Below are 12,575 nucleotides of genomic sequence, written 5' to 3' on the forward strand. Positions count from 1 at the left end.
AAGAACTCATCACCTAGGGTATACTATATTCAATCCCAAATATTTTTCATAATCTCCTTAAAACTCACTGGTTGCGCTGGTGAGTTTTTTTTTTTTGACAAAAAAAACAGTCCCGTAATCCGTGACTGTTTTCATTTCATCAATTCAATGATTTTTCGACCGATTCGCTCTATATCATTTTGCATTCCACGGAGTTCAAAGGTATCTATGACAGGAAAATTAAATCGCTCAGAATACTGCTTGGCAGTCAGACAATATTGGTTGTTAAAATTTCGGTTGCCTGAGCCAACGACACCCAAACAGAGCTCTGCATTGGTCCCCAAAGCGATAAAATCTCCGAGAGGATTGGTCAGAATTTCCACATCTCCGTTGTCTACTCCATTTCCACCTTCTAAGTAGGTCGGTAAAAAGGCGACAAAGGGTGCATCTAGCGGATAGAAGGGAATATCTTGTTTGACCAAATCTTTGACATGGACCAATTCAATCTCCCAGTCTGTCTGAAATTGGAAAAAAGACTTTAGGCGTTTCACAAAACTTTCTGTATTGCCACTTAAGCTAATGTAAACTAAATAAATTTTTTTCTTCATACATTTCCTCTTTTCACTAAAAAAACACAACATATAGGATATAAATAATATTTTACTCCTATATATTGTGTTTGTCAATTAGTCGCTTTCCACGAAGCGACCGATGATATTTACATTGTCTGCTACTGAAATGAAGGCAGATTTATCAGCTTTTTTCATAATATGTTTAAATTCATTAAATTCTGCACGTGTAATAATCGCAATCAGCACTGTCTTTTGCTCATGATTATACGCACCTTCGGCACCATTGATAATGGTTACCCCTCGATGAAGCTTCTTTTGTATCATCTTAATCACGCGATCAGGATGACTGGTAATAATCATGGCCTGCATCCGTTTTTGTTTCACAAAAATCGCATCTGTCATTCGACTGGTGATAAACAGTGCAACCATTGAATACAACGCGTATTGCCAACCAAAGGTCATTCCTGCTATCAACATAATCATAATATTGACAATCAAGGAAATGGAACCAACTTGTCGTCCCGTCTTCTTGCGAATAATAATGGAAACAATATCTGTACCACCACTGGATACATTGTTCCTAAGCGCAAATCCAATCCCAGTTCCCAGCATGAGACCACCAAAAATAGCATTGACTAAAGGATCTGTCGTCAGAGTAACTGGTGGAATAAATTGGATAAAGAAAGAACTAAACGATACCGTAATAAAAGTAAAGATGGTAAATTTGTAGCCAATTTTATACCAAGCCAAAATCAACAAGGGAATGTTAAGAGCGTAATAGACTACAGAAATAGGAATATTCCATCCTGCATAAGAGGCTGATAATGCAGAAACAATTTGTGCTAGTCCGGTGACTCCAGACGAATAGACATTCCCAGGTCTAAAGAAAAAATTCACCGCGATACTAGATAGGAGTCCATAAATAATGGAGCCCGATATCCGTTCTGCGTATTTTTGCCGAGAAATCCCCGAAATTACCGACCAAAATTTATTTTTTCTGGCCTTTCTTAACAAGAGTACACGCTGTTTTCTGAAAAATTTATTCATTTTCAAGTTTAATATCTAAAGCCAATTCCTCTAATTGTGCTGAGGCAACCGTACTTGGTGCCTGGGTCATTGGATCAGAGGCCTTGTTATTCTTCGGAAAGGCGATGACTTCACGAATATTATCCTCACCAGCCAATAACATCACAAAACGGTCTAAACCAATAGCCAAGCCTCCGTGCGGTGGGAATCCATAATCCATAGCTTCTAGCAAGAAACCAAACTGCTCATGCGCATCTTCAGCTGAGAAACCAAGAGCCTTGAACATCCGTTCTTGCATTTCTTTTTGGTTGATACGAAGGCTACCGCCACCCAATTCATAACCGTTCAAAACAATATCATAGGCAACTGCACGCACCTGCGCCAATTCACCATCCAAATGATGAGCTGTTTCTTCTGTCGGCAAGGTGAATGGGTGGTGCGCACTCATATAACGCCCTTCTTCTTCAGACCACTCAAACATTGGCCAGTCTACAATCCAGAGGAAGTTGAACTTGCTTTCATCAATCAAGCCTTGTTCCTTAGCCAAGCGATTTCGCAAAGCCCCCAGGGTATTATTAGCTACTTCCAATTCATCAGCTACAAAAAGAACCAAGTCTTTGTCTTCAAGTTGTAAACTAGCTGTCAAGTTTTCTGTAATGCCTGTCAAGAACTTTGCAACCGGGCCAGCTAATTCTCCCTTATCAACTTTCACCCAGGCAAGGCCCTTAGCACCAAATTGCTTCGCGAAATCTGTTAATTTATCAATATCTTTACGAGAGTAGCTATCCGCCGCACCCTTGACCACAATGGCCTTAACAACAGGCGCTTCTGAGAAGACCTTGAAGTCAACTTCCTTGACAGTAGCTGTCAAGTCTTGTAAAAGCATTTCAAAACGAGTATCTGGTTTATCTGAACCGTAAAAGTTCATAGCATGTTCATATGCCATACGAGGGAACGGCAAGGACAACTCGATTCCTTTGGTATCTTTCAAGACCTTAGCAATCAATCCTTCTACAATGTCTTGGATTTCAACTTCATTCAAGAATGAGGTTTCTAAGTCAACCTGTGTAAACTCAGGTTGACGATCTCCACGCAAATCCTCATCACGGAAACACTTAACGATTTGGTAGTAACGGTCAAAACCAGCATTCATCAAAAGCTGCTTAGTAATCTGTGGACTTTGTGGAAGGGCATAGAAATGCCCTTTGGATACACGAGATGGTACCAAGTAATCACGTGCACCTTCTGGTGTTGACTTTGTCAACATTGGCGTTTCCACATCAATAAATTCCAAGTCGTCCAAGTAGTTGCGAATACTGTGAGTTACTGCAGCACGCAATTTAAAGTTACTGAGCATTTCTGGACGACGAAGATCCAAATAACGGTAACGAAGACGGGTATCATCGCTGGCTTCAATGCCGTCCTTGATTTCAAATGGTGTTGTCTTAGCCATGTTCAACACAGTCAAGCTTGTTACTTGCAATTCAACAGCTCCTGTTGGGATGTTGTCATTGGCTTGTTCACGTTCCACAACCGTTCCCGATACTTCGATAACGAATTCAGAACGAAGACTCTCAGCTTTCGCCATCACATCAGCTTCAACTGACTCAGGGTTAATCACTAATTGCATAATGCCTTCCCGATCACGCAAGTCAATGAAAATCAGGCCACCCAAGTCACGACGGCGGCTAACCCAACCCTTCAAAGTAATTTCCTGTCCGACATGTTCCTTACGAACACGTCCAGCGTACATAGAACGTTTCATTTTCTTCCTCTTTTACTGATTTTATACCTATTCATTCTACCATAAAATGGCTGATTTTTGGGGGAAATTGCCGAGAAAAATCTAAGAACCTGTATTCACCGTCTAACACTCCTATCTTAGACTTTTTATTCAGCTACTCAGCCTTATTTTTTTCAAAATCTAGTCAGTATTCCTTCAAAAACTATCTCTTATATAATTTTACTCGTGAATACAGGCTAAAAAAACCAGCCCTAAACGACTGGTTTACTATACAACATATCTAGATGCGGAATATCGTCCTCTAGATAGACTTCTGAAACTGGTTCAAAGCCAAGGGATTGATAGAATTTTTCTAGGTAGGCTTGGGCACCGATTTTAATCTGACTTTCTTTCCATTCGTTTGTAATACAGTGAATTGCCTGCTCCATCATTAGACGACCTAAACCTTTGCCACGATGACTAGGCTTGACGACCACACGTCCAATGGAAACTTCATCATATCTTAGGCCAGCTGGTAAAATACGCAGATATGCAACTAACTCCCCATTGATGGTTCCTAAGAGATGAAGACAATTTGGATCTTTTCCATCTAATTCAGGATAGGGACAGGCTTGTTCAACAACAAAGACATTGGTTCTCATCGTCAATATAGTGTAAAGCTCCTGTAAACTTAGTTGGTCAAATGCTTTTATTTCCCACTGCATAGTTGCCTCCTACGGCAAAATATTGCCCGCACTTCTATAAATGTCGTACCATTCTGGTTTAGTTAATGTAATCTCACTTGCTTGCGCAATCTTTTTTAAGCGCTCCGGATTCATGGACCCAACAATGGTTTGAATCTTTGCTGGATGACGCAAAATCCAAGCTACGACAATTGTTTCATGTGAAACATTGTATCGCTCTGCTATTTCCCCAATGGTCTGGTTTAAAAGAACATAATCTGGATGGTTGGCAAAAATACCTCGTTGCAAATCAATCAAGAAAGGAGACCAGGCTTGGATAGTGATTTTTTTAAGTTGGCAATAGTCAATCAGCCCACCATCACGCATAGTCGCAGCATCATCTTTCATATTGACATGTAATCCAGCATCAATCAAAGGCGTGTGAGCAGGAGAGAGCTGCAATTGATTGACTGCTAGCGGTTGATCGAGATAGGATTGCAGTAACTCGATTTGGTAAATGTTTTGGTTGCTAACGCCAAAATGACGAACCTTCCCCGCTTTTTTCAAGAGATAAAAGGCTTCAGCTACTTCCTCTGCTTCCATTAGAGCATCCGGACGATGTAAAGCGAGAACATCTAAATATTCCGTATCCAAGCGCTTCAAAATCCCATCTACAGATTCCAAAATATACTCTTTTGAGAAATCAAAATAGCCTTTACGAATACCACATTTTGATTGGAGGAGCATGTCCTCACGTTTCAATCCTGCCAATTTTGCTCCCTGAGCAAAACGTATTTCTGACTCACCACCACCATAAATATCTGCATGATCGAAAAAATTGATGCCGTGTTGCACCACAGTTTCTATAACATTTGCCGTTTCCCTTTCATTTAAACTGGCCATTCGCATACAGCCTAAAGCAATACGGGAAACCTGTAAGCCTGTTTGTCCTAATTCTTGCATAGGTAATACTCCTTGTAAACGTTTTTCTTCTGTTCATTATAACAGAAAAACTCAGCCATAACTGAGTTTTATTGTCATTTAGTTGAAACCGTAAATTCTTTTAGCGATTTTGTAGACAGCATTGGAAATTTTTCGTCCTGGGTAACCGTAAAGGTTAGTTAATTGACCGAGTAACCCTTTTCGAACGATCTTAAATAGAGATGGATTGTTATCCCGAATATAGTGCCATAATTCTTGCTTTTTCATCATATGCTCAGCTGTTCCCGCACGATTGAGAAGTGCACAGGAGATAATGGTAGTAATTTCCACGTGATTGAGCAAATAACTTCGTAAATCAGGATTATCAATTGCCTCTAAATCTAAATCATCCGCTAAAATCCGATTGACTTTTAACTGCTGGTCAATTCGTTTAATCATGACGGACTCATTGACAGACTGGTCATTTCGCCCAATAAAGTAACGATAAAAATCTACTGGTAGATAGTACATGGTTTTCACAGCCTGCAAAGGGGTAAATACGAAAATATTATCCACATAGAAAGTATGCTCAGGTAGAACGAGACCGACCTCTCTTAACAACTCAGTCCTGTAAATCAAGGAATTCATCATCATGTACACTGTTCCTTTGGAAAGGCACCAACATCTTCCCAGCCGAATATACGGTTCTCAGGCAGAGTGAATTGATAAAACATGGATATTTTACGAGATTGTCCCTCTTTTTCCTAAACAAAGTTGGAGATAAAGGCATCAACTGGCGTATTTTCATCTCCCAAAGCCTGCTAACTCTCTAGGATCTTCAAATAGGCCCTGGTATCAACCCAGTCATCTGAATCCACCACTTTAAAGTACTTACCCTTGGCCTCACGTATCCCTGTATTTACAGCTCCGCCATGGCCCTTATTGTCCTGATAGATGGCACGTACGTTTGAAAATTGATTCTCTAGTCCCTCTGCGATTTCCTGAGTCCGATGGGTCGACCCATCGTTAGTCGACCCATCGTTAATAATCAGAATTTCAACCTTGTCACCACCCATTACAAGGGAATGAACACAGTAATGAAGGTAAGTCTCCGAATTATAACTCGGAATGGCAATACTTAGTAAGGTCATCTTTCTCTCCATTTGACACGATTTGTTACTATGGAGATAGCCTACTATGATTAACTTCCCTGATATTCCACGTTTCTATACTGCTCTAACAGAAAGCTTGGCCTGCCTACTGGTCTGTTCCTCACTTGTTTTGTCTGAAAAATGGTCACGCAAACAGTTCCGTATCCTCCTGATTTTCCTCATACAAATCTTACTTCAACTTGTGGCTGGCAAATTCCCTTTGTTTTTTTTTTGACTGTGGGAATGGGCATCAATATCGCTTGGATGTTTGTTTCCATTCGATTGCTTGGAGTTATCCACAAGAGGGCTAGTCTCTATTTGACAGCAAAAGCCTTTATTATTGCCGAATTAGTAGCTTCCATTACTTGGCATCTCTACTGTTTGACGATTTATCAACAACCTGTGGATAACTTGTGGACACAGGGGTTATTTCTGTTGATAACTTCTCTACTTTCTTACTGGCTCATCTATCTACAAGATAAAAAGGGTCAATTAGAAGAATTGGATGAATTCATTGAGCAGCGAGATGTGACGGTAGCTGTCTTTAAAACCTTATCTATCTTTGTTCTTAGTAATATTGGTTTCATCCTCTCAGGCACGCGCCAATTTCAAGACTCGACCAGCAGCATTTTCATCCTCCGGACAACCGTCAACCTCTCTGGTCTTCTGCTCCTATTCACCCAAGAATCTCAACAATACGATCGCTATTTACGGCAGGAGTTGACTTCTATCAATAATATGTTTCAACTTCAATACAAGCAATACCAAGCTTATTGTGAAAACAGTGAGATTCTTGACCGTAAGGTCCATGATTTGAAGCATCAACTGGCCATCATCCAACAAGAACCTGATAAAACCAAAAAGGAACAATACCTAGAGGAAATCAGCGAGGTGATCCAGACACTTGATGCAAAGATTGAAACAGGAAATCCTGTTCTTGACACCATTTTGAGCCAAAAAAATTATTACTGTTTGCAAAATGGTATTAACTTTACCTGTATTGTTCAGGGAGAGGCCCTCCATTTTATGGATGTAATGGATATTTCAGCTCTGTTTGGAAATGCCATTGACAATGACATCGAGGCTGTGAAAAAAATAGATAACACCGAACAACGCTTGATTACTTTAAAGGTTACTAGCCATCAGCAATTTCTCATCATTCGATTAGACAACTACGATACTTCTTCACTAGATTTATCCACAGGACAGCTCCCTGAAACTTCAAAAACAAATAAGGACTATCACGGATTCGGTCTTAAGAGTATGGAGTATGTTGCCAATAAATACGGTGGCAGTCTCACACTTAGCAAGGAAGATAATTGGGTGCAACTAAAAATCATTCTCCCCTTACAAGCATAGAAAAATCCCGTTTAAAGGCGGGGTTTTTCTTTATATTCGTCATTTAGAAACCGTCACTTGCTCTACATCTCGATTTTGACTCCGTTTTATAATCACATCAAGATAGTCAGCTAAGAAACTTCTCGGTGACACTGCTTGCAAGGTCTGATAGGCTTGGCTTGGAAATACTGTCTCATCAAGCCAAGTCTGATCCAATTTTTCTCCTGAAAAATAAGCACGATTGGCTGGCATGATAAATTGTGAAATAGCATCCGCTGTCTCGCCATCATACCAACGTTCATCGTTCAAAGCATTGTGCACCATAATATCACTGGTACTGTCAAAGACGGTTTGTAAGTAGCTTACCTGATCCTGCAAATTTGGATCACTAGGCTGGTGCTTTTCTGCCCACGAAGTCATATCAAGTTGAGTTTTTTGATAGTGAATGCTTGTATCATCAAGGCTCAATTGGCCGATAACAGCTGGGTAAATAGAAAATGCACCATTGACCACTTCAGTATAGCTGACTTGCCCCAAGTCTTCTTCAACAATATTCTGAGAATGCGTGTGTCCCGAAAAACCAAATTGAATGCCATATTGATTGAACAAAGCCTTCAAATCGACAGCATTATCCAAGGTATATCCTTTTGAGAGCATAGCATGCTCTTGCAAGACATTGTGATGGACAACAGGTATCAGGCTCACTCCAGCTTCCTTGGCTTCTTGAAGCTGTACTTCTATCCAATCCAAGGTCTCTTTTTTGATACGTCCATTAGTAGTCGGTGCGCCATCTCCTTGCCCACTAGCGTAGATGTTGCTATCTATCATCAGAAACCATACATTGGAAAATGGCTTGGCCAGATAGCTCAATGAGGCTTGGTCACGACTGCTGGCTTGTAGGTAGCCGTTATCAGCAAAGATATTTTCAAATTGCTGAGCGGTAACTTGATCCGTCACTTCCTGCTGATTTCCTTTAAAGTCTCTAGCCCATCCACTGGCAATATCATGGTTGCCAGGAATGACCAAAACCTCCGTTCCTTTTTCTTCAATCTGTGTAAAATATTGGGCCAACTCAACCATACTCTGTTTTTCACTGTTGAGAGACAAATCACCACTAACTAGTAGCAAAGAAGGATGCTCACGCTCTACTTGTTCAACCAGAGCCTCCATCCGCTCTTTTCCATAGCTCAAATCCTTACCAGCAGCAGTTTTTTCTATATAGGAAAAAGCCTCTCCATCATCAAATAAATCTTGTGATAAATAATGTAAATCAGTGATGATCCAAATTTTATCATGGTCTGTTAATTCAGCCTCGGCATAGGATTGCTGACGCTGACCTGTCATAACTGACCAGACTACCATCAAACAAATTAAGCTACCTGCCAGTAATATCATTTTCTTCTTCATACCCTAAAAGTATACCATCTTAAAGAAAGAGCGACAAGAAAAAGGAGTTTGACAATTAATCTGTCTAACTCCTTTAGTCATTTATTATTTTTTTGCAAATCCTGCTGCTTGCTCACCAGCCTGACGACCAAATACTATGATATCTGCTACAGCATTACCACCAATACGGTTTTGACCATGAACACCACCAGTTACTTCACCAGCAGCATAAAGACCAGAGATTACTGAACCATCTGTCTTCAATACTTGAGTATTGGTATTGATTTTCACACCACCCATCGTATGGTGGATACCTGGAGCAACCTTAATCGCATGATAAGAACCTGTATCCAAAGCATGATCCATACCAGATGTACGACCAAATGCCACATCATTTTTATCCGCTACAGCCTTGTTCCAAGTATCAAGTGTTGTTTGAAGTGTATCCCCAGGTACACCAATTTCTTTAGCCAAATCTGTAAGAGTAGTACCCGTTTTTACAAGTCCTTTTTCTTCGTATTGAGCAATTGCCTTCACACGATCTTTCAAAGCATCATCAAAAATAACGTAAGCGTAGTTAGGATCTAAAGCATTAATCGCTGCTGAAACTTTATCACGAGTTTCCAACTCATTAACAAAGCGCTCCCCTTTAGAATTGACAAGAATAGCACCTTCACCACGAACTGCTTCTGTAATCAAGTAAGAGGTTTCTTGCTCTACGGTTGGGTGAATTTGGATTTGATCCATATCAACAGTTGCTGCACCTTCTGATTCAGCAAGCGCAATACCGTCACCTGTTGAACCAGGTTGGTTAGTTGTTACATAGCCTTCAAGGGCAGAATTGAATTTTGCAACCATTTCTAAGTCTGCCCCAAAACCACCCGTAGCCAACACAACTGCTTTTGCTGAAATTTTCTTCCTTTCTCCAGCAATTTCTACCTCAACACCTGTTACGGCACCATCTTTGTCTTGCAGTTTTGTCACATCTGCATTTACAAAAATTGGTACTTCACGTTCAACAAGATTATGGTAAAGACCATTTACTAAGTAGCCACCAACAGCTGAACCATCTGCTGGACGGTGGGTACGTTTCTCACTCATACCACCAGTTGTAGTAAGGTTGCTAAGGGTAATCCCCATTCCGTCCAACCAGTCAATTGCACTAGCAGAATGATCTACAAGGTAACGTAGTAATTCAGGATCGTTTGTACCCTTACCACCTTTAAGGGTTTCTTCATAGAATTTATCATTGGTATCAGCAATACCTTCCGCTTCTTGGAATTTAGTTTGTGAAGCGTTCATACCAGCTGATGATTTAGCTGTATTCCCACCAATTACAGGCATTTTTTCCAATAAAACAACACTAGCGCCAGCATCTTTAGCTGAGTGAGATAGCAGCAGACATCCCTGCACCACCAGAACCAACGACGATAACATCATAGCTATCTTTCAACTCAGATGGATCAGTGTATTCTTTCACAGATGCACCTGATACAGCTTCTTCTGATGAAGAAGAGCTTGTAGACGATGATGATGTGGTAGTCTTTTCAGTTTTACCTCCACATGCAACCAAAAATACTACAGCAAGTAGACTCATAAACAAGCCTAACAACGTTTTCTTTTTCATGATAAACCTCCAATTTTATCTGTTACAACTATTATATACACTAGATTGTGAAATATTTTTCAATCTTATTTGAAATAATTTTCACAATGTTTCTGGTTGTCAACAAAAAAATGTATGAAAAAATTGCACAACTTACTCAAAAAATTGTGCAATTTATTTAATTTATTCAGTTAGCAACTGCAGGAATTGCTTTATCTCATCTTGGGAAGCCTGACTTCCTTTTCTTAACAAGCCATTCAATTTTCCTGATTTAAAATATGTCAGACTAGGTACCGTCTTCAAACCGCTTACCTGACGAAATAAATCAATCTTCCCATCTGGATCATTCTCACTATCAAGGTAGAAAACTGTCTTCCCTGTCTCTTCAACAGCTTGGGTTAGTTTAGGCACAAATGCTCTACAATAAGGGCACGTTTCCCTCCCAATATACAGGATAAAATCATCTTGCCGATCTAATTTTTCTTCCAGTTCACTAATGGAAATAGTCTGATACGCTTTCACTGCCTGACGGTATTCCGATTCTGTTGAACTAGAGGATTGTCGGACAAGAAATACGGATGCCCCAATTCCAACAATACTAAGTAAAAGCAAAACAATATATTTACGCACGATAAATCTCCTAATCAATTGATTGTACATTCTATTTTTTTGCCACACGGTGGTAATAGGAAATACAATTTGAAAACCCTACTAATAAGTTAATTATATCAAAATTAAGTAAAAATTCTCTATCGTAGACTCGTAGTAAGGTAATGCAAAAAATATCTCATCCAATGAGCTAGAGAATCGGCAGTTTTCCCTACAATCATCAATTTATACTCTGCGAAAATCAATATCAAATGTTGTTGACTTGATTTGATGAGTGGGAGCGGGAAAGACTCGACCAGTCTAAAAAGAGTTCGTCAACAATTTTTTGTTTTAAGTTGTTGAGCTGAAACAGTCTATCCCAGACTTCAATTTATGTGAGCTGACTGCCGTCAGCTTATATCTCCAACTTTAAAAGGTCTCCTAGACCTTTTAAACTCCCACCCCCGCATAGCTCCAGCAGTCAGAGTGGTGACTGTTGGAGGTTGGAAATGAAGCGAACTCGTTCGCATCAGCCGTAGTGGTCAGATTTGGAGTGTGAAACACGAACTGCTGAGATTTGCTGTGCAAATCTTATCTCTTACCTTTAACAGTCTCCCAGATTGTTAAAGCCAATCAACCACTGCGCTGAGATGTTGACACGAACTCGAGAAGCGAGGCTTGACTTTCTGCCCGGCCTCAGCCTGTTCCCTTGAAAGATAAAAGGAACAGAGTTCTATCTGCATCTGAGCGAAACGAACTACGTTCGCCTATTTCCAACCTTCAAAGGTTCCCCGAATCTTTTTGTAGCGAACTTTGTTCGCCTTATTTCCAACCTCCAAAGGTTCCCCGAACCTTTGGAGCAAGTCGGATTTTGGTTTTCATTGAGTATTAACTCTTTTATTCAACACACACTTTTCTAACATATTCGTTGCTTTTGAAACGCTCCCTGCTTTTCGCTATGATATAATAGCTTTATAGCTACCAACAACTACTTATTGAGTAGGAATTGACTCCATTCCTTCAGCCTATACTGTGGGGAAGTTCTCCAACGTATTCGTATAGATTGTATGGAGCATTTTCGATTAAGAGAGGAAATAAAGTGCTGCGTAGAAATGTAAAAGCCAGGATGGTCAAGTCTATTGGGTGGGAAAATGAAATAATGGAAGTAGAATATGTGTCTGGTCTGATTCATCAATACAAAGATGTATCTGAGGCTGACTACATTCGCTCTCTAACTGGTGCCATTGACAAAAAAGTGAGGCGGATAGGTAAAACCCATGCATTCATCCGAGTGAGTGAATAAACTCTCAGCATTTGGACATTATGTGGACCTGGATACCAAAGACCTATAATATAGACTTGGCTACATCAATCTTGCCAGGACATTTAATACGAACAATCACTCTATTGGAGAAGGGAAAAAGCCGTCTCATTCTTTGAAACGGCAGTTAATTCGCTATAAACTCAGCTAAAATCGAAGCTAAGTGCAAAATATCAAAAGTTAACACCAAAAAAAGCCTATTAAATGGCTCTATAATTTCTGTAGTGGGTAAATCCACTGTAGAGATTATGGAGCCTTTTTTAGTGTAGAAAAAAAGTCCC

11 protein-coding genes and 1 pseudogene are annotated in these 12,575 nt (G+C 40.0%); 2 read left to right on the forward strand and 10 right to left on the reverse strand.

The window, feature by feature from the left end; translation table 11 throughout:
* Window positions 1-131 precede the first annotated feature (131 nt).
* From nrdI to ACPC58_RS07990, 7 genes are all read right to left on the reverse strand, one after another.
* Window positions 132-587 carry a class Ib ribonucleoside-diphosphate reductase assembly flavoprotein NrdI gene (gene nrdI / locus ACPC58_RS07960; RefSeq protein WP_024396321.1) on the reverse strand — a complete coding sequence of 152 codons (456 nt, stop codon included), beginning with the start codon at window positions 585-587 and terminating at the stop codon, window positions 132-134.
* A gap of 78 nt (window positions 588-665) precedes the next feature.
* On the reverse strand, window positions 666-1,604 hold the full coding sequence (locus ACPC58_RS07965) for a YitT family protein (RefSeq protein ID WP_412080658.1): 939 nt from the start codon (window positions 1,602-1,604) through the stop codon (window positions 666-668).
* Window positions 1,591-3,342, reverse strand: a complete 1,752-nt coding sequence (gene aspS / locus ACPC58_RS07970) for an aspartate--tRNA ligase (RefSeq protein ID WP_277837609.1) — start codon at window positions 3,340-3,342, stop codon at window positions 1,591-1,593. Before aspS ends, ACPC58_RS07965 begins: the two co-directional genes overlap by 14 nt.
* Before the next feature lie 230 nt (window positions 3,343-3,572).
* Window positions 3,573-4,025 (reverse strand): GNAT family N-acetyltransferase, encoded by a 453-nt coding sequence (locus ACPC58_RS07975; protein WP_434065718.1) that lies wholly within the window; start codon window positions 4,023-4,025, stop codon window positions 3,573-3,575.
* Between the two features lie 9 nt (window positions 4,026-4,034).
* Window positions 4,035-4,946, reverse strand: a complete 912-nt coding sequence (locus ACPC58_RS07980) for an aldo/keto reductase (protein WP_277837610.1) — start codon at window positions 4,944-4,946, stop codon at window positions 4,035-4,037.
* Window positions 4,947-5,024: 78 nt separating this feature from the next.
* Window positions 5,025-5,435, reverse strand: coding sequence for a glycosyl transferase family 2 (locus ACPC58_RS07985; RefSeq protein ID WP_434065721.1), 411 nt, complete (start codon window positions 5,433-5,435; stop codon window positions 5,025-5,027).
* Window positions 5,436-5,725: 290 nt separating this feature from the next.
* Window positions 5,726-6,055: a glycosyltransferase family 2 protein gene (locus tag ACPC58_RS07990; RefSeq protein WP_274504394.1), complete on the reverse strand. Its 330-nt coding sequence runs from the start codon at window positions 6,053-6,055 to the stop codon at window positions 5,726-5,728.
* A gap of 141 nt (window positions 6,056-6,196) precedes the next feature.
* On the opposite strand from ACPC58_RS07990, the gene ACPC58_RS07995 reads away from it, so the two are divergent.
* On the forward strand, window positions 6,197-7,414 hold the full coding sequence (locus tag ACPC58_RS07995; protein WP_434065719.1) for a GHKL domain-containing protein: 1,218 nt from the start codon (window positions 6,197-6,199) through the stop codon (window positions 7,412-7,414).
* A 39-nt stretch (window positions 7,415-7,453) separates the two neighbouring features.
* Here ACPC58_RS07995 and ACPC58_RS08000 read toward each other — a convergent pair whose 3' ends face one another.
* From ACPC58_RS08000 to ACPC58_RS08010, 3 genes and pseudogenes are all read right to left on the reverse strand, one after another.
* A complete protein-coding gene (locus ACPC58_RS08000; protein WP_434065720.1) occupies window positions 7,454-8,800 on the reverse strand; it encodes a metallophosphoesterase in 1,347 nt (448 codons plus the stop codon).
* An 84-nt stretch (window positions 8,801-8,884) separates the two neighbouring features.
* A pseudogene (locus ACPC58_RS08005) lies at window positions 8,885-10,406 on the reverse strand (flavocytochrome c).
* 162 nt (window positions 10,407-10,568) lie between these two features.
* On the reverse strand, window positions 10,569-11,015 hold the full coding sequence (locus ACPC58_RS08010) for a thioredoxin (RefSeq protein WP_254451611.1): 447 nt from the start codon (window positions 11,013-11,015) through the stop codon (window positions 10,569-10,571).
* Between the two features lie 1,057 nt (window positions 11,016-12,072).
* On the opposite strand from ACPC58_RS08010, the gene ACPC58_RS08015 reads away from it, so the two are divergent.
* Window positions 12,073-12,276 carry a KTSC domain-containing protein gene (locus tag ACPC58_RS08015; protein WP_171989270.1) on the forward strand — a complete coding sequence of 68 codons (204 nt, stop codon included), beginning with the start codon at window positions 12,073-12,075 and terminating at the stop codon, window positions 12,274-12,276.
* Window positions 12,277-12,575 lie beyond the last annotated feature (299 nt).

The sequence above is a fragment of the Streptococcus sp. VTCC 12905 genome (genome assembly GCF_049893385.1).
GTDB classification, from domain to species: domain Bacteria; phylum Bacillota; class Bacilli; order Lactobacillales; family Streptococcaceae; genus Streptococcus; species Streptococcus suis_AA.